General features: G+C 44.5%; 27 protein-coding genes. 14 read left to right on the top strand and 13 right to left on the bottom strand.

Annotated features, from left to right (window positions below; translation table 11 throughout):
• Positions 1 to 2: 2 nt before the first annotated feature.
• The 4 genes from LP107_RS08420 (at position 3) to LP107_RS08405 (ending at position 2,801) form a co-directional block, all read left to right on the top strand.
• The gene (locus LP107_RS08420) at positions 3 to 797 is read left to right on the top strand and encodes a cytochrome C assembly family protein (RefSeq protein WP_208624087.1); all 795 of its coding nucleotides are present in this window, start codon (positions 3 to 5) and stop codon (positions 795 to 797) included.
• Positions 798 to 984: 187 nt separating this feature from the next.
• Positions 985 to 1,362, top strand: coding sequence for a WG repeat-containing protein (locus tag LP107_RS08415; RefSeq protein WP_162860372.1), 378 nt, complete (start codon positions 985 to 987; stop codon positions 1,360 to 1,362).
• Between the two features lie 15 nt (positions 1,363 to 1,377).
• Positions 1,378 to 1,773 carry a WG repeat-containing protein gene (locus LP107_RS08410; RefSeq protein WP_112742148.1) on the top strand — a complete coding sequence of 132 codons (396 nt, stop codon included), beginning with the start codon at positions 1,378 to 1,380 and terminating at the stop codon, positions 1,771 to 1,773.
• An 8-nt stretch (positions 1,774 to 1,781) separates the two neighbouring features.
• Positions 1,782 to 2,801, top strand: a complete 1,020-nt coding sequence (locus tag LP107_RS08405) for a WG repeat-containing protein (protein WP_078273521.1) — start codon at positions 1,782 to 1,784, stop codon at positions 2,799 to 2,801.
• A 31-nt stretch (positions 2,802 to 2,832) separates the two neighbouring features.
• Here the strand turns inward: LP107_RS08405 and dusA are convergent, their stop codons facing one another.
• Positions 2,833 to 3,819 carry a tRNA dihydrouridine(20/20a) synthase DusA gene (gene dusA, locus LP107_RS08400; protein ID WP_112742149.1) on the bottom strand — a complete coding sequence of 329 codons (987 nt, stop codon included), beginning with the start codon at positions 3,817 to 3,819 and terminating at the stop codon, positions 2,833 to 2,835.
• Between the two features lie 138 nt (positions 3,820 to 3,957).
• On the opposite strand from dusA, the gene LP107_RS08395 reads away from it, so the two are divergent.
• Positions 3,958 to 5,070 (top strand): site-specific integrase, encoded by a 1,113-nt coding sequence (locus tag LP107_RS08395; protein WP_112742150.1) that lies wholly within the window; start codon positions 3,958 to 3,960, stop codon positions 5,068 to 5,070.
• Here the strand turns inward: LP107_RS08395 and LP107_RS08390 are convergent.
• The 11 genes from LP107_RS08390 to LP107_RS08340 all read right to left on the bottom strand — a co-directional run bounded on the left by LP107_RS08390 (position 5,039) and on the right by LP107_RS08340 (position 10,255).
• Complete coding sequence (locus tag LP107_RS08390) at positions 5,039 to 5,317, bottom strand: pyocin activator PrtN family protein (protein ID WP_079326145.1); 279 nt, start codon at positions 5,315 to 5,317, stop codon at positions 5,039 to 5,041. The two genes, LP107_RS08395 and LP107_RS08390, sit on opposite strands and share 32 nt — an antisense overlap.
• A gap of 4 nt (positions 5,318 to 5,321) precedes the next feature.
• Entirely contained in the window at positions 5,322 to 5,681 is a 360-nt protein-coding gene (locus LP107_RS08385) for a DUF551 domain-containing protein (protein ID WP_112742151.1), read from the bottom strand.
• A gap of 212 nt (positions 5,682 to 5,893) precedes the next feature.
• Complete coding sequence (locus tag LP107_RS08380) at positions 5,894 to 6,256, bottom strand: single-stranded DNA-binding protein (RefSeq protein WP_264676241.1); 363 nt, start codon at positions 6,254 to 6,256, stop codon at positions 5,894 to 5,896.
• A gap of 50 nt (positions 6,257 to 6,306) precedes the next feature.
• Complete coding sequence (locus LP107_RS08375; protein WP_112742153.1) at positions 6,307 to 7,137, bottom strand: DUF2303 family protein; 831 nt, start codon at positions 7,135 to 7,137, stop codon at positions 6,307 to 6,309.
• A gap of 9 nt (positions 7,138 to 7,146) precedes the next feature.
• Positions 7,147 to 7,479 (bottom strand): hypothetical protein, encoded by a 333-nt coding sequence (locus tag LP107_RS08370; RefSeq protein ID WP_112742154.1) that lies wholly within the window; start codon positions 7,477 to 7,479, stop codon positions 7,147 to 7,149.
• Between the two features lie 2 nt (positions 7,480 to 7,481).
• Positions 7,482 to 7,730 carry a hypothetical protein gene (locus tag LP107_RS08365; RefSeq protein ID WP_112742155.1) on the bottom strand — a complete coding sequence of 83 codons (249 nt, stop codon included), beginning with the start codon at positions 7,728 to 7,730 and terminating at the stop codon, positions 7,482 to 7,484.
• Positions 7,730 to 8,026 carry a hypothetical protein gene (locus LP107_RS08360; protein WP_112742156.1) on the bottom strand — a complete coding sequence of 99 codons (297 nt, stop codon included), beginning with the start codon at positions 8,024 to 8,026 and terminating at the stop codon, positions 7,730 to 7,732. Before LP107_RS08360 ends, LP107_RS08365 begins: the two co-directional genes overlap by 1 nt.
• Positions 8,017 to 8,370, bottom strand: coding sequence for a hypothetical protein (locus tag LP107_RS08355; protein ID WP_112742157.1), 354 nt, complete (start codon positions 8,368 to 8,370; stop codon positions 8,017 to 8,019). The genes LP107_RS08360 and LP107_RS08355 overlap by 10 nt, the downstream gene beginning before the upstream one ends.
• The gene (locus LP107_RS08350; protein ID WP_162860374.1) at positions 8,367 to 8,540 is read right to left on the bottom strand and encodes a hypothetical protein; all 174 of its coding nucleotides are present in this window, start codon (positions 8,538 to 8,540) and stop codon (positions 8,367 to 8,369) included. The genes LP107_RS08355 and LP107_RS08350 overlap by 4 nt, the downstream gene beginning before the upstream one ends.
• Before the next feature lie 197 nt (positions 8,541 to 8,737).
• On the bottom strand, positions 8,738 to 9,580 hold the full coding sequence (locus tag LP107_RS08345) for an exonuclease domain-containing protein (RefSeq protein WP_112742158.1): 843 nt from the start codon (positions 9,578 to 9,580) through the stop codon (positions 8,738 to 8,740).
• A gap of 9 nt (positions 9,581 to 9,589) precedes the next feature.
• Entirely contained in the window at positions 9,590 to 10,255 is a 666-nt protein-coding gene (locus tag LP107_RS08340) for a helix-turn-helix domain-containing protein (RefSeq protein WP_112742159.1), read from the bottom strand.
• Positions 10,256 to 10,370: 115 nt separating this feature from the next.
• Between LP107_RS08340 and LP107_RS08335 the strand changes: the two genes are divergently transcribed.
• From LP107_RS08335 to LP107_RS08295, 9 genes are all read left to right on the top strand, one after another.
• Positions 10,371 to 10,592, top strand: coding sequence for a transcriptional regulator (locus LP107_RS08335; RefSeq protein WP_112742160.1), 222 nt, complete (start codon positions 10,371 to 10,373; stop codon positions 10,590 to 10,592).
• Positions 10,593 to 10,660: 68 nt separating this feature from the next.
• Positions 10,661 to 11,233 carry a primase-helicase zinc-binding domain-containing protein gene (locus tag LP107_RS08330; RefSeq protein ID WP_264676242.1) on the top strand — a complete coding sequence of 191 codons (573 nt, stop codon included), beginning with the start codon at positions 10,661 to 10,663 and terminating at the stop codon, positions 11,231 to 11,233.
• On the top strand, positions 11,230 to 11,535 hold the full coding sequence (locus LP107_RS08325) for an HNH endonuclease (RefSeq protein ID WP_112742162.1): 306 nt from the start codon (positions 11,230 to 11,232) through the stop codon (positions 11,533 to 11,535). The genes LP107_RS08330 and LP107_RS08325 overlap by 4 nt, the downstream gene beginning before the upstream one ends.
• Before the next feature lie 134 nt (positions 11,536 to 11,669).
• Entirely contained in the window at positions 11,670 to 12,191 is a 522-nt protein-coding gene (locus LP107_RS08320; protein WP_112742163.1) for a hypothetical protein, read from the top strand.
• Between the two features lie 356 nt (positions 12,192 to 12,547).
• Complete coding sequence (locus LP107_RS08315) at positions 12,548 to 13,015, top strand: phage antirepressor N-terminal domain-containing protein (protein ID WP_112742164.1); 468 nt, start codon at positions 12,548 to 12,550, stop codon at positions 13,013 to 13,015.
• A 31-nt stretch (positions 13,016 to 13,046) separates the two neighbouring features.
• The gene (locus tag LP107_RS08310) at positions 13,047 to 13,853 is read left to right on the top strand and encodes a phage antirepressor N-terminal domain-containing protein (RefSeq protein WP_112742165.1); all 807 of its coding nucleotides are present in this window, start codon (positions 13,047 to 13,049) and stop codon (positions 13,851 to 13,853) included.
• Position 13,854: 1 nt separating this feature from the next.
• Positions 13,855 to 14,097 (top strand): hypothetical protein, encoded by a 243-nt coding sequence (locus LP107_RS08305; RefSeq protein WP_112742166.1) that lies wholly within the window; start codon positions 13,855 to 13,857, stop codon positions 14,095 to 14,097.
• Between the two features lie 54 nt (positions 14,098 to 14,151).
• Positions 14,152 to 14,529: a DUF3310 domain-containing protein gene (locus LP107_RS08300; RefSeq protein WP_112742167.1), complete on the top strand. Its 378-nt coding sequence runs from the start codon at positions 14,152 to 14,154 to the stop codon at positions 14,527 to 14,529.
• Positions 14,468 to 16,213: a terminase large subunit gene (locus LP107_RS08295; protein ID WP_420832144.1), complete on the top strand. Its 1,746-nt coding sequence runs from the start codon at positions 14,468 to 14,470 to the stop codon at positions 16,211 to 16,213. Before LP107_RS08300 ends, LP107_RS08295 begins: the two co-directional genes overlap by 62 nt.
• On the opposite strand, the gene LP107_RS08290 is transcribed toward LP107_RS08295, so the two are convergent.
• Positions 16,210 to 16,410, bottom strand: a complete 201-nt coding sequence (locus tag LP107_RS08290; RefSeq protein ID WP_112742169.1) for a hypothetical protein — start codon at positions 16,408 to 16,410, stop codon at positions 16,210 to 16,212. The genes LP107_RS08295 and LP107_RS08290 overlap by 4 nt on opposite strands.
• Between the last annotated feature and the right edge of the window lie 291 nt (positions 16,411 to 16,701).

Here is a 16,701-nt window from a genome sequence, read left to right as displayed (position 1 = left end):
TTGTGTTCGTTTTATACCTGATTGGCGTGATGATTTATGCAGGAGTGGGGCTTCATCTGTATCACGCTTTGGTTAAAAATAAGCCAATTTTTAAGACCGCCACGTTATCCGCCCTAATCATCGCCATCATCTTGCATGGCGTGATACTCGCCCCACAAATCATCACGCTCTATGGGCTTAATTTTAACATTTTTAACGTCCTTAGTCTAACGGGGCTGTTTTGCCTTATCTTTTTTGTGCTGTTTAGTCTGTATCGCCCCATTTTGAGCCTAGGCGTGCTTGCCGTGCCGACCGCCATTATTGGCATGAGTTTTGGTGAGTTTGGACAAGCCCCGTATCAGCCGATTACTGACATGAACATGGGTCTACAAACGCACATCCTGCTGTCGTTTGGGGCGTACTGCGTGCTACTGATGGCGTGCGTGCAAGCGGTGATTTTGCGACTACAAATCCGTGAATTAAAGCACCAGACGATACACCGCTTTTGGGTTGCCAAACTGCCGTCTTTGCAGAGCATGGAGAGCCTGCTGTTTGACATGATACTCATGGGTTTTGTGATTTTAAGTGTCGCCATTGGGCTTGGGCTTGTGACCACTTATGACATCATGGCTCAGCATGTGGCACATAAGCTCGTGTTTAGTGTGCTGTCGTGGCTCGTGTTCGGGGTGTTCATTGCGGGGCATTACCGTTTTGGCTGGCGGGGTAAAAAAGCTTCCAATTTTGCCATTTATGGCTTTATCCTGCTTGCCATTGGGTTTGTGGGGTCAAAGGTGGTGTTGGAGCTGATTTTAAAATAAATTGGGTTATATGGGGGTAATTTATTCATCCAAAAACCAATCTTTTATCACAGGGCAAATTGCAATTTGTCCCTACAAGCCTATCTAAGGCATAATTTATCAACAACGCCAAACATTTAAATAAATATTACACCAAAAAAGGATGAATCATGATAAAAAATCACTCTGTATCATTATTGGTTTATGTATGGCAATGCCTGCCTATTCTCACTGTATTTATGAAAAGCCCTTGGATGAACCCATAACCGATTTTCGCTGTGTTGGCAATCTCATTGAACGCAATCACGATTATGAATATTATAGTGTCATAGATAAACAGGGCAATGTTTTATTTGCTAAGGTGGATTTATTATATGATGAGCATGATAGAGGGATTGACATGGTTATGAATGGTAAAACAGGATTGATTGATAAAGACGGTCGCATAAAACTGCCTTTTAAGTATGAACATATCGGCATCTTTGAAAAAGATGATAATCTTATCTTAGTCAAATCAAATGGTAAATTTGGCTATATCAATCAACAAGGCGAAACGGTCATTGATTTTATCTATGATGATGCTTAGGGGTTTGGAGAAGGTTTGGCTTGGGTTGTACAAAAAAGAGCGGATGATAAAGGTCTTGATGTTTATTTTATCGATGAAAAAGGCAGTAGGGTATTTGATGTGCCAAAAGATGTCTCATCAATGGGGGTGGTTTTTAATGAGGGGCTTTATATGGTTAAAAAGGATGGCAGGTTTGGCTATGTCAATAAAGAAGGAGAGCTTGCCATTGATTATCAGGATTATGATTATGTTGAGGGTTTTGAACATGGGCTAAATGTTGTCACTAAAAATGATAAAGAAGGTGTGATTGACCGCATGGGTAATATTGTCATTCCCATAAAATACGATAATATCGAATATGTGGATGAGCATTATTTTATATTAACCTTGGGTGATGATATTTTTATTGCAATTTTAATGGCGATATTTTAAAAAAGGAGATGAGACTATACCGCTCATCTGACCTTTATGATGATAACAACCACCCCATATACATCGCAACTTTGACAAATGAAGAAGGCTATCCAACGGCATTGGTTAATCACGAATTAAAAGAAATCGTCCCTTTTCATCGCTTTGATGACATATTTGTATTAAACGCTAATTATTTTGAAGTAAAAAATAAGTGTTTAAATCAAGATGAAGCCATGCTAATAGATGATGAGAGATATGGTATCATTGACAATCAAGGCAGGCTGATATTTGAGCCTGATTATCAAATTGATAAAACCTATCATGGTAAGGTTATGTCTGATTATTATATTTTAAAAAATAAACATCATGCAGGCGTGATTGATAAAAACATGAATGTGCTATTGCCTTTTGATTTTGATGATATTTATTCGCCTGACATGCCATTTTTTATTGTCAAAAAGGATGATAAAGTGGCATTGTATCAATATGACAAAGCCATGACGGGTTTTGATTATCAAAAGATTGAATTTATCACGCCAACGCTATGGGCGGTTCAAAAAGATGATAAGTGGGCGTTAATCAATGAACAAAATAAGCCTTTGACCAAATTCATATATGATGACATGGATGAGTTAAAATATGGCATGATACCTGTTTTAAGACAAGGAAAATGGGGCGTGCTTGATGAGCATTACCAAGAAATCATTGCTCCTGTGCATGACGGTTTATGGATTTTGGATAATGGGGCGATTGGCGTGAGCACATTAATCGATGGTTATCATAAGTATGGCTTGGTGGATAAAAAGGGCGTGGCATTGACCCAGATTGAGTTCGATGACTTGTCAAGTTTTGGGGCGACAACAATAAGAGTGGCAAAGCAAATCGGCGATAAGCAGTACTATGGACTGCTTGATACCACGGGTAAGGAGATTTTCCCTGTCAAATACGACTTCATCACGCAGTCAGATGGGGCGACCGAAGAGATGTATCTTAATGATGAGACCATTACCATAAATAAGGCAGGCAAGATATTGACAAATAGGTAATGGCTAGGTAACGGCTAGGCGATGTGTATCATCACAGCCCATTTTGGCTAAGTACGCTCTCGCCTGCTTGCTTGATGTCGTCCACGGTGAGATTTCGCTTACCGCTCAAATCTTGTCGCCATTTTCTTGCTCCCGTCAAGCCCTGAAATAGTCCCAGATAATGCCGTGTCAAGGTCGCCAAATTCGCCCCTTGCTCGGCTCGTTTTTCAAGATAAAGGTAGAGATTTTCTAGGATTTCACGGTGCGTTGGGATAGGCTCGCCCCACAGTTCATTGCACGCCCCCATGAGCATGGGATTATGATAAAACGCCCGTCCTATCATCACGCCGTCCACATGGGTTAGGTGGATTTTGATGTCATCAAAATTGTCCACACCGCCATTGATTTCTATAAACAGATGGGGAAATTCTGTTTTTAGGCGGTAAATATCATCGTAGCGTAGGGGCGGAATTTCTCGGTTTTCTTTGGGGGATAAGCCGTTGAGCCATGCGATACGAGCATGAGCGATAAAGTGCGTACAGCCAGCCTCCGCCACAGTCCCCACAAAATCACGCATAAACTCATAACTGTCAAACGTGTCAATGCCAATACGGTGCTTGATGGTAACGGGCTTATCCGTACTGTCTTTCATCGCACGCACCATGTCCGCCACCAGTTTTGGCTCTGCCATAAGGCATGCCCCGATTTTGTTGTGCTGAACACGGTCGGACGGACAACCCACGTTGATGTTAAATTCATCATAACCCATCTTGTCGGCAATCTGTACGCATTGTGCCATATCGTTGGGATTTGACCCACCAAGCTGTAATGCGACAGGGTGTTCGCTGTCATTATATCGCAAAATATACTCCGTATCTCCCTTTAAAATGGCACTCGTGCTTATCATTTCGGTGTACAAATGTATGTGTCGGTTAAACAGCCGTGCAAAATAGCGAAAATCGGCTGTCGTCCAATCTATCATCGGGGCAACGGATATTCTCTTAATATTTGATTTTAAAGCAGTTTGTAGGGAAAGCATTGAATTGTAAGCCTTTGAGCAGGTTAAGATTATGAATTATTTTTGATTATTTTAGCGTATTTTTGATTATTTTTGTAGTTTTTTGCGTAAAATTTGCGTAAAATATTGCGGAAAAAATCTCACCAAAGGTCATCAAAAATGGGCAGTATTCGCACCAAAAAATCAAAAGACGGCACGCCCCGCTATTATGCCGAAATCCGCATCAATAAGCAAGGTTTTCCGCCCTACCGAGAATCTGCCAATTTTGGCACAAAAAAAATCGCTCAGGCGTGGATAGCCAAGCGAGAACAAGAATTAAAAGACAATCCAAAACTTCTATTTGGGGCAAAAGGCATCAGCGATGATTTGACATTGGCACAGGCGATTGACCGCTATATTAGCGAGCTTGGGGTAGGCTTTGGACGCTCAAAAATGCACGCCCTAAGGCTTTTGCAAAAATTCCCCATTAGCAAGTTGCCTTTGACCGTCATTAGTCCGCTTGACATCACCGACCACGCCAACCTGCGTAAAACTGGCGTGCCAGAACTTGCCCTTGACCCCATCGCCCCTGCCACGCTTGGTTCGGAATTTACTTACCTGTTTGGCGTGCTAGACCACGCAGAAATTATGTGGGGCGTGGAGCTTGATATGAACGCCCTAAAACGAGCCTTAAAACAGCTTAAAAAGACCCGTAATGTCGCCCCGTCCAAAAAGCGAGACCGCCTACCCACGGCGGACGAGCTTATCAAATTAACCGCCCATTTTTACCACAAGTGGCAAGACGGCGGTATGGCAATGCACCTAATTATGTGGTTTGCCTTATTGTCGGGCAGACGACAAGCGGAAATCACACGCCTAGAATTGGCAGACGATTTGGGCGAAGTGTTTATCGTGCGAGATGTCAAAAATCCTAAAGGAAGTGCTGGCAATCATCAAAAATTTGCGGTATTGCCAGAAACACGGCAAATCATTGAGCTTTTAAAACAGCACACGGCGGACGAGACTTATTTGGTGGCAGAAAGCCATAAAATGATAAGCAAGCTGTTTACAGAAGCCTGTCATCTCTTAGCGATAGACGATTTACACTTTCACGATTTACGGCACGAAGCCTGTACAAGATTGGCAGAACAAGGAATGACAATCCCCCAAATCCAGTCAGTCAGCCTGCACAAAAGTTGGGGGAGTTTACAGAGGTATGTGTCAGTGCATAAAAGGGCAAACACGCCCCAGTTTGATGAAGTTATGCGTGAAGTTTTGAATGATCGCTCTTGACCGCATTCTTTGCTTTGTCAAGGGCGGTCGCCAAGTCTGACAAATGAACAAAATAAGGCGATTTTTGACTGTCGGCAAGGCGAAAGCAAGGAAAAGCAAAACCTTGCTCGCTGGCTAGGCGGTTAATTTGGCTTTGTTTAAGGTGCGGATAATAAATTTCGCAGACTTCACGCAATTCCACTACGAGTTTACCAAATTGTAAAAATAGATAGTCTTGGGTGGAGATTTTAGGGATAAGGGGTTTCATTTATTCACTCCTTTGGTGGTTGTGGTAGGGGTTGCCAGTGGGTTATATAATCAACCCTAACAGTCTCCTTTCTTGCAAAGTCAAAATACTCTCCATTCTTTTGCAAAGAAAGAATTTGATATGTATTCATGATTGATAATGTAAGCACAGATTCAAAATCTGGCGGTAATTCATCATCAACGCTTATCCAGCTGTTGTTTTCGCTCAACTTATCAGCCAATGAATGAATCTTGCCCAATTCAGCACGCAAGGATTTATTTTTTCTTGATAAATTATAAAAGGTTAGGGTTTTAATTATGTGTTGTTTGATAATGTCTAGGCTGTTCATATTTACCTCTCCAAAAAAAAGTGGCAAGGCGGTCATAGACCCTGCACAGCTTGGGAATTACACGCACTGCGACACCCGAGCCTCACGCTTGACCTTGCCAAATTGCTTAAAACGGCATATCATCATCTACCACTGCCTTCTGCTCTGGTGCTGTCTGGGCGGCTGTATAGGCGGGCATGGGCTGATGGACTGACCCCTGCATGTTCGCAGGTCTTGGACGGGTGGCAGTTGGCGTATTATCGCTTGATTCACGGTATTCTTGTCTTTGATGTCCCTGCTGACGACTGCCCAGGCATCTGCATGAAGTCCATAGTAACGGTCGTTGATGTCCGCTCTATGCCGTTTTTGTCGGTATAAGTGCTAAACCCCAGCTTGCCCTGCACCAGAACCTGAGAGCCTTTATGTAGGTAGCTCTCGACCGTGCTCGCCAGTCTATTCCATGCTGTTATAGGAACCCATGTGGTTTTTTCATGCTTGATACCACTCTCGTCCGTCCATTTATCCGAGACGGCGATACTAAATTTTGCCTTTTTTCTGCCTGTCGGTGTGACCGTTATCTCAGGGTCTTGCCCCAGTCGTCCGACAAAGGTACATTGATTAATGTCTGACATTGTCATCTCCTAAGATACAGCCACCGTAGTGACTGTATACTTGCCTTTATTTACGCACTAAACGTCCCAAAAAACAGAGAGTAGTCATCCCCCAAAGTCTCTTCCACCACTGCCAAAAAGTCGCCAGCAAGCTCATCTTTGAGTAACTCCAAGCCCACGATAGACAGTACAAACTCAGGCTTGCCATTGGCGGTGTTGATGGACAATCTAAGCCGTACGGTTTTTGGCTCGCTTAAGGTTTCATACAGCGTGTTTTTAATTTCAAAATACGCTGGCAGTAGCCCTGCTTGCGATTTGACTGCCACCGTTTCCAGCCGTGAGCGAGACTCCCTAAAATTACCGACTTGGCTCGTGCTTTCGGCAAGCTCATCAATTTTCATGTCTCGGACAATGCCAATCGCCTTTTTCATAGGGATTTCCACGCCATTTTCGTCAAAGGCGACCATCTCACCACCCCAGTCTTCTAAAAATACCGAAAATTCTTTTTGGCTGACACGCCCATGATGGTGCAAGTCCGTGATTTTTTCATACACTTTGGTGGGCTTGGCGGTCAGTGCCGCACAAAAATCACAATGCCCCATCGGATAATTGTCATCGCCAAAGTTTAGTACCGCCATCGCTTTCATTGCGGTTTTATCAATGAAAATCTCAGTATTTGCCGCCGTGCCATGCACTTCAACAAATTCACCGAATGAATCCAAATCATCGGTGCTAAATGTGCCACGCTTACGAGTCCGAGCGTCAAGAAATCTGTCAATATTACCAAGCTCAATGTTGCCGTTATAAGCAATGCCATTGTCGCCAAATTTTAAGACATCTGGGCGTGCTAGGTCAGCAACGACCGCAAGGTCAGATTCGTGTTTTTCAAAAATGTTTGACATGATAAGCTCCTATGCTTCGTGACCAAAAAGTTGATTTTCATAAAACAGACTCACCCTGCCGTCCGTGTGACAATACATGGACGTTTCACGGGCATAGTCTTCTTTGCGTGTGCCAAAGGTCTCAGGGGCGGTGTAGTCGAGCTTATGCTTGACTTGGATTTGACCCATACCTTTCTCGCCGATGGGACTGACATCAAAGGTCAGTTTGATTTGACCTTTTTTGCCCGTGGCGACCACTTGACTGCACACATCGCTGATGGCAACACCGATTTGTTCGGCAAAGGCACCAGCGGTCAAGTCTGTGATAAACTCACAGGTGTCGGTTGCTTTAAATTCACTCATCTTTATCCTCCGAGTGGTTGGTTACGTTGATTATTTTGATAAAATTTACCGTCTTTTTCCACCGCCACTGCACCTAGTACGGCTTTGGCGGTTTTGACAGACAGTCCGATGACCCGTTGCACGTTCGCTAGGGTCATGCCCTGTGGGTGTTGGCACAGCAGGTGCGATGTCTGATGGCATAATGTCCCAAACATCCAACGCTCGCTACGCTTTTTGTGCAGTATTGCTTCATTGGGGATATAGCTTTTCATCACACGCTCCTTTGGGTGTTGTAGGTTCTAGATACATAGCTCAGTGCATTGGCGATAAATAACCGCTCACTTGGTAACACTTGCTTATCGTTAATCTCACGCACATGGTTAGACAGCCACGATAGATGACAATACACCGCAAATAACGCTGACAAATCAATCTCACCTTGACTTGCCACGCTTTTTTCATACGTCAGCATATGCGTGATGGCATTGGCTTTATAGATTTTGGCATGGGCGGTAGTAAAGCTGATTTTGGCAAGCTCACGGCGGATTTTTGCGGGAGTCAAAACCATTTTTTATCTCCCAAGTGCTTGGCGAGATACGCTCTTGCCTTCGCCCCTTCGGTCTCGTAGATGGTTCGCACCGCCTCGTTCTTACCATCGTACACCAACATAAGTACGCCACCTGCAAAATCCACACTCCAACGCTTGTTGCCATTGTCGTCATAGCCATATTCTGCCGCTTCGATGACAAAACCAAATTCGCCTTCATCATTAACCACGACATCCAGCGGCAATAACGCTCGCTCTGCAATAACACACTCATCATCACTAAACCGATCAAGCTCACTCATACGCGTCAAGAGTGCATCAATGATGAGATTTGCCCCGTTACCGTGTCTCTTATCCTGTGTCATGGTCTGCCCCCACATCTCACGTTATAACCGTCTGCCTGCCATGACAGGCATTTTTGATGGTCGGCTTCGGCTTGCTTGTCCAGATTTGCCACGCATGAATGCAAAGTAAGGGCAAGCAGGATGATAGATAACAGCTGTAAGGCTAGGTCTGATTTATTGATTGAGTTCATAAATTCACTCCTACTCAAATTCGGTGTGAAAATAATACTACTTTAAGTAGCATAAATCAATCCTTTCAAACTACTAAAAGTAGAAATAATTCATAAAATACTGATTTTAATAGTATTATTTTTCCTATTTTTCATCGTAAAAATTTATTAAGGTAATAAAAAACCGCCCACATTGGGGCGGTCTAGGTGTTTAGGGGTTATTTTATCAGGTTAAAAAAATCTTCTTCACTTAAAAAGATGATGTCTTGACCTTTTTGGATAAGTGTTAAAGCCTTACTTTCTTTGGTACTCATGTCTTTGCCATTTAGCTTTTCGGGTTCTGCTAGCCCCTTGACTAGATAATTGGTCTTGCTGTTCACGCTAGGCGATACGTCAAACCCTTTGGCGTTAGCAAGGACAGTCGCTTCACTTCTTGGAATGGATAATACCCCTGTGAATACTAAGGTTTCTCCGTAGTATTCTCCGTCTGGGTTGCCTTTTAGTTTAGTGCGACTATTTTCATAGTTTAAGGTTAGCGTTTGATTAGCACGTTTAATAATGCCGTCCAAGTCAAAACGTGTTTCACGCATGGCACAAGCCAACACTTGCCCTGCTACTTTGGCATCACTTAGGGCATCATGATGATTATTTAGTTCAATGTTTAAATAATCGCTCATGCTCGCCAATCCATAGCCAGCCCATGCAAACTTATCCCATGTACGGCGGACAACCTTGGTAATGTCCAGCCATACACTAGGGATATTACCAATCGCTCTATCAAGAGCAGTGCGGTCAAAAGAGCCGTACGAGCAGACCACGCCTTGTGCGAAGTATTGACGAATGATTGGTTCAATCTCAGAGATGGTTGGTGCGTGCTGTACGTCCGCTTCGTCAATGCCATGTATGCTGACATTCATGATGTCAAAGTAGGTCTGCGGATTGACCAAACTGACATATTCATCAATCAATGTTTCACCGTCAAAGACAGCGATACCAATTTGGCAGATGGAGCTTAGATTGGCATTAGCTGTTTCCACGTCTATAACAACAAAATTTTTCATAGACAATCCTTAAATCAAAACTTCTTTTTTCTCAATGACCACGCCCTGAATGACAAAGTTTTTAAAACGACTATCAACAATGGCATAGTCTTTGTTTAAGGGGATAAGCTGGTAATAATCCCTGCCTGTCGCCTCATCAAAACAGCTACGCAGTTTTTTAAATGTAATAGAGTTGGACTCAAATTCTTCTCGGGCGATGACAAAATCCCCACCTTTGGCTTGGCGATTAGGGTCAATGAGTAGCAAGTCGCCCTGAAAAAATCTCGGTTCCATACTGTCTCCTTTAACCCGAATCCAGTACACATCATCAGGGTAATCATCATCATAAGCGGGCTCGGTACGGTCATATTCCAGCTCGCCTGTTTCATTAAAAATCCCTGCTTGCACCCATGTCAATACAGGTATTTCACGCACTTTTTTCGCCACACCGTCCACAAAACCATTGCTTTGAAAGCCTTCATTGCCAAAGCCCATATAAGCGATTGATACCCCAAAATAGTCCGCCAATTTCTGCATGCCTTTCTCTCTGGGCTTGGCGATACCGTCTTTGTAGCGTCTTACCATCTCATAGCTAATACCTGTGGCGTCTGCCACATCGTTCAAATCAACTTGTTTTTGCTTCATCAACTGCTCAACACGTTCGCCAAAGTCTTGATGTTTAACAGGTTCGCTCATGATTTACTACCCTTAGTAGAAAAATAAAACTATTTTACATGAAATTAACGCTTGATTCATCACTATTTTTAGTAGTATAATTCTGCTACTTTAAGTAGTTTTTAGGTATTTAAATATGGAAAAGACCCCGTTAGAGCGTGCCATCTCTATTTTGGGTAGTACGTCCGCCTTAGCTCGTGCGATTGGCATTACGCCATGGGCGGTCAGTAAATGGGATAAAAATGCCCCACCCAAAGACAGATGTTTGGACATTGAACAAGCCACCCAAGGGCAAATCACTGCCGAGCAGTTACGCCCAGATATTAACTGGGATTACATCAGAAAAAGTGGCAAATAAAAAAGCAAAAGCCCACTGGGTGCGACCAATGGACTTAGAAGTGCTTACAAGCAAGCGAGTTTTATTATATGACAACTGATACAAAAATACAAGGGGAAAACAAACGCCCACCCCTAAATTTCGACTACATCCAAGAGCAGGCGAACGGCTACTATGTCAGCCGTATCTTTCCTGCCGTGGGTATTCAATTACAAGGCAACGGCAAAAAACACCAGCCCTGCCCCCTATGCGGTGGCTCGGATCGTTTTCGCTGTGATGATAAGAACGGCACAGGCTCATGGATATGCAATCAATGCGGTGCTGGCACAGGCTACACACTCGTGCGTGACCACACAGGCAATGATGCCTACGAGACGCACGCACTCATCGCTGATATTCTTGGTATTGATGGTGGCAAGCCCATCACCGAAGCCGACAAAAAAGCGTGGGCAGCCGCCAAAGCCGAGCGAGAATCAGCTGAAAAACAAGCAAAAAAACAAGCTCAACTTGCTACTGCTAAGATAGCCCAAGAGAGATTTAGTAATGCCACCCCTGCGACCAATCACCCATACCTAGCCAAAAAAGGCGTACAGTCGCACGGTCTCCCTCGCCTTATGCCAGTTTGTTTATGGCATAAGGTTTTTTATTCGCACTCATCATGAAGTTATCAACCTTACAACCCCGACTAAAACCCACCACCGCCCAAACGCCAAAGAAGAACTGGGGTCAAGGTCGTGGCGGTCGTGCATGGCGGCGACTTCGTGATGAGATACTGGCACGAGATAGCTACACTTGCCAGTGCTGTGGTCGGGTTGGCGGTCGCCTTGAATTAGACCACATCGTCAATGTGGCACAAGGCGGCACGAATGATAAATCCAACTTACAAATCCTTTGCCACTCCTGCCACAAAACCAAAACCCAAAGCGAAAGTCGGGCGGGGGGAGTGCAACAATTTTTAAGCTGATTTCACGGACACCACGCCCCCACCCGTGTATAAAAAAAATTTGATTTGGGGGAAAATCTCCGTTTCTCCGCCGATAAACACAGAAACAAAAGTTACATAAAATTACATTAGAAAGAATACAGAAAGGTTAAAAAATGGCTATCACCGCAAAGCAGGAACGATACGCTCGTCTTGTGGCGAGTGGTATGGACTTACACACAGCCGCCCTTGAAGCTGGCTGTAAAAATCATGAAGCGGCTCGTAAATTTGTCGCAGATATGGCAAAGCGTGAGAATGTGCAAGCATTCATCCATCAGGTGCGGACGGTTGATGCTGGTCTAACCACGCCCACCGATAACACCACCGCCACGACCGACATCAGTTATCCAAATGCACCAGCCACACCGATTGAGAAGACTCAGGCACGACAAGCACCGACCACCAAACAATCGCCTTTGGAGTTTTTGACTTCGGTGTTTAATAACGCTGAAGGGCTGTACACGCCCAAAGAACGCATTAACGCCGCCATCGCCCTCTTGCCCTATACCGAGCAGAAACTGGCTCAGACAGGCAAAAAAGAAGATGCCATCGACACGGCTCGTGAGAAGTCCGAAAGCGGGCGGTTTTCGACCTTGTCCAATCAGCTAGAAATGCCGATAGGCAGGCTAACCAATTAAGCATAACGACACATACACCGCCAAATAGGCGGTTTTTTTATTGGAAAAATTTAACCAAAGCAAGCAAAAAACGCTTGCTTTTTTTGTAACCTAAGTTAGTATAATCTTACTACTAAAAACTCAAAGCGGTATCAAATCTCGCCCCGAAAGAGCGTTATTTTTATGCCTGTAATTTGTGAACTGTGGTCATATCACCACAGTTGAACAAAAACGCATAACCCCCTTCGTCTTATGACGGGTTGAGAGGCGTAATACAACACCCCTAAGGGAAATATGCCCGCCGTCTTTCTGCGGTAGTTGAGACCCGTTACCCTATCTGGGTAATGTTTACTAACTAATCAGAAAGAGGACATTTTATGTCAAACCAAGTCCAAGCCGTCAAATTCTATGACGACACCCTTATCACCCTAGAAAAAGATGGCGAGCATTATGTCGCTGTCCGTCCCATTGTGGAAAATATGGGATTGGATTGGACAACCCAAAAACAAAAGTTAGACCGCAACCCAAAATTTAACTGTGTTCATATGAACACAGTTGCCCAAGACGGCAAAAATCCACTTGACAAAGTGGGTTTTTTATTTTATAGTATTTATCAAGGTGTCAGAACCTTAATCAATAGCGGACATCCGCACCCGAAAGACTTGCGGTATTTTTACGCCTCTAATATTTGCGACTACAAATTTTCAATTATGTTAGGGGGGCGGAGAAATAAGGCGACTTGTCGCACGAATAATCCCAACCGACTATTGACGGTTTCTGAACCCCCTAGCACCCTATCATTGTCAAGGTATGGACATATGTCTACCCCTTTAATGATTGGGTAAATTTCAGAAAAATATCAATAGGAGACATTTTATGTCGCAAAAAATCGCTACCGTCAAATTCTATGACGATGTCTTGATTACCATTGAGCAAGACAACATACAATATGTTGCCATTCGCCCTATCGTAGAGAATATGGGCTTAGAATGGAGTACCCAAAAACAAAAGTTAGACCGCAACCCAAAATTTAACTGTGTTCATATGAACACAGTTGCCAAAGACGGCAAAATCCGTGAAGTGCTGTGTATGCCAATCAAAAAATTAAACGGCTGGCTATTTAGCATTAACCCCGAAAAAGTGCGTGCCGACATTCGCCATATCGTCGAGCAATATCAAGAAGAGTGCTTTACCGTCCTACACGACTACTGGCATAAAGGCGTGGCGGTGAACCCCCGCAGCAATAAAACCGACCGAACAGATTTACGCAATGCGGTCAGCACTTTGATCGGCAAAACCAATCTTGGCTTTGATGAGGCTTATAAGATGGTGTATCAATACATGGGCGTTGAGAGCATTGATGAGATCACAACGGTGGATTTGCCGCTTGCCACCGCCTATGTACACAGTCTGATCATCCAGTGCAATGAACCACGCTATCATTATGCTGATAACGATCGATTGGTGAGCAAGGTCGATGATGATGGCAGACTATGGACTCGTCCGCTGGCGGATAATGAACACATCGTACGAATGGACGAAATTCCACAGCTTCTGATGACGGCAACCGACATCACGCACGATGAATTGGTGGCGATTAACTATATATCATCGGCACGGCTGGCATCTATGCTAAAAAATCCGCCGTTTCTAACCACGCTTGATGACGCAAAGGAGATGTAAGATGAAAATCACCAAAAGAATCACCGCAGATGATGTTACCGAGATAATGAATAAAGCAGACAAATGCCGTGTACTGGCGGAGCTTTTAGAGATTAAAAATGCCGACAAGGACTGGGGTCTATCCCAAACCTTATCCATGATGAAAGAGCTGCTAGAACCTGTTGTTGCTGACTTAATAGAACTGTCCGAGCAAATGGACAATCAAGCAGTTGAAGCAAAACTTGCCCTACAAAAAGTCGCCTAATATCAACGCAAAGAACACCGTCAATTTGGCGGTGTTTTTTATTGGAAAAAAATTATGACCGATCAGCCAGACATGATTAACCACCCACCGCATTACATCAGTTGCCCGAGCGGGATTGAGTGTATTGAGATTGCCGAGCTGTTGCCGTTCTGTCTTGGTAATGCTTACAAATATTTGCACCGAGCGGGGTTAAAGGGTGATAGCTTAACCGACCTAAAAAAAGCCCTATGGTATGCTCGCCGTGCTTTTTTAAATGATGAAAAATTGACCGAAAAGGCGAAAATTAGAATCTTAGAAGTGGCAAGTCATCAAGATTTGCAGAAAAAAGAGCTTTTAACCCATTTTGTGCAAAAGCCCATTGGGGCTTTTTATGTGTACCTACAATCTCATGTCAGAAAATACACCACCGACTTGGACAACCGCCCTACCTGATTGGGAAAAAAGGATTGTCAAGGGCGAAAGCCTTATCCCTTGCCCACCGCTCTTTAAAGCACCGAGCGACATTGCCTTGCGGGTATTTAAAGAGCTGGCACTGGTTGATGTGCTGGACTGTCCGAAGATTGGCGAGATTACAAGGGATTGGGTGTTTGAGTTTGTCTCGGTCATCTTTGGGGCGTATGACCCAAGTGCTAAAAAGCGACTGATTAAAGAGTTCTTTTTGCTTATCAGTAAGAAAAACGGCAAATCCACGCTGTCGGCTGGCATTATGCTGACCGCTCTTATCCTGAACGAGCGTCAGTCGTGTGAGCTGGTGATTATCGCCCCCACCAAAGAAGTCGCCAATAACAGCTTTGACCCAATGAAAGATATGATCAGGGTGGATAAGGAATTATCCGCCATTTTTAATGTCTCAACGCACACTAAGACCATCACGCACCGCTCTACGCAGGCCACTCTAAAAGTCATCGCAGCAGAGTCCGACTCTTTGGCAGGTGTGAAAGCGACTTATGTGCTGATTGATGAGCTGTGGGTGTTTGGCAAACGCTCTGGGGCGTCGGCCATGCTCCAAGAAGCCAAAGAGGGTCTGGCAAGCCGTCCAGAGGGCTTTGTGATTTACCTGTCCACGATGTCGGACGAACCGCCAGCAGGCGTTTTCAAAGAAAAGTTAGACTACGCAAGAGGAGTGCGAGATGGACAAATCATAGACGCACGATTTTTGCCAGTACTGTACGAATTTCCAAAATCGTACATTGAATCTGGCGACTATATCAAGCCTGACAACTGGTACATCACCAACCCCAATCTTGGGGCATCGGTGGATAATGAATACCTAGCCGATACCCTAAACCGTGCCAAAGAATCGCACGATAAGAACAGCTTACAAACCGCCCTAGCCAAGCATCTAAATGTGGAAATCGGTATCAGTTTGCGAGCGAACCGCTGGGCTGGGGCTGAATTTTGGGAAAAGGCTAGCAAAACTTTCACGCTTGATGAACTCATCGAAAAAAGTGAAGTCATCACCATGGGCGGAGACGGTGGCGGTCTTGATGACTTGCTTGGCTGTGCGGTGGTTGGGCGATTGCCTACACCAAAATACATTTACACCGATGACGGCGGTATTCGCCACGAAGTCAAGCAATGGTGGGTGTGGGTCAAAGCGTGGTGTCATCCGATTGCGTTGGAGCGTAGAAAACAAGACGAGCCAAGATACCGAGACTTTGAAGCTGATGGCGACCTTGTCATCGTGGAAAATGTCGGCGATGATGTTGCTGAGTTTGCTGACATTGCCAAGAAAATCTATGACAGCGGTAAACTTGACAAGATTGGGCTTGACCCAGCAGGAGCGGACGACATTGTCATCGCCCTAGAATCCATCGGCATTCCCAAAGACACGCATATCACAGGCGTGTCGCAAGGCTGGAAACTCGGTGGCTATCAAAAAGTGTGCGAACGCAAAATCGCCAGTGGCGACCTAACGCACGCCAATCAAGCGATGATGGCGTGGTGCGTGGGCAATGCCCGAGTGAAATTGTCAGGATCAGGCGTGATGATGAGTAAGTCTGAGAGCGGTAACGGCAAGATTGACCCTGTCATCGCAATGCTTAACGCCGTCGCCCTTATGGGCCAAAACCCGCAACCGCCAAAGTCAGCTGATGATATTGGGGTGTATTTTTAGCCCAGCTGCTTTTCGTACGCCCGAATAGCATCCATAATCAGCTGATTTTGGGGGATATTTAGACGCTCTGACAGACTTTCTATCAAGGCAATGTCGTCAATGTGCAATTTTAAGCCCTTGGTCTTAAAGCCTCGTTTGGCATCAGAGTCGGCGGTACGCTGGGTTTGGCTTTTTGGGGTGTTTGTGATTTTTGGCATTTGACAATTTCCTGTTTTATGTTAAGATAAAGCTATGGAGATGAGCGGTAGTTTCCCAACCGCCCCACCTTAGTAGTTCCGAGCTACCTTAGGTGCTTGGTATTAGTAGGCTGGTGTGCTTAATAGTACCAAGATAACAACAATGATTAAACGAGCTAACATTGTTTTCTCCAGTTTGGTTAATACCAAGTGGCTTGATTGTTCCAGTAATCTTGCCACCACCTCCAAGACGGTAACGCCTTGTTGATGTATATTGTAAGCTAACCAACAAATAAAGTCAAGTATTTTATG

The organism is Moraxella bovis, assembly GCF_025985205.1.
GTDB lineage: Bacteria > Pseudomonadota > Gammaproteobacteria > Pseudomonadales > Moraxellaceae > Moraxella > Moraxella bovis.
Note: the sequence above shows the minus strand (reverse complement) of the source record. Positions and strands in the feature narration are given on the sequence as shown.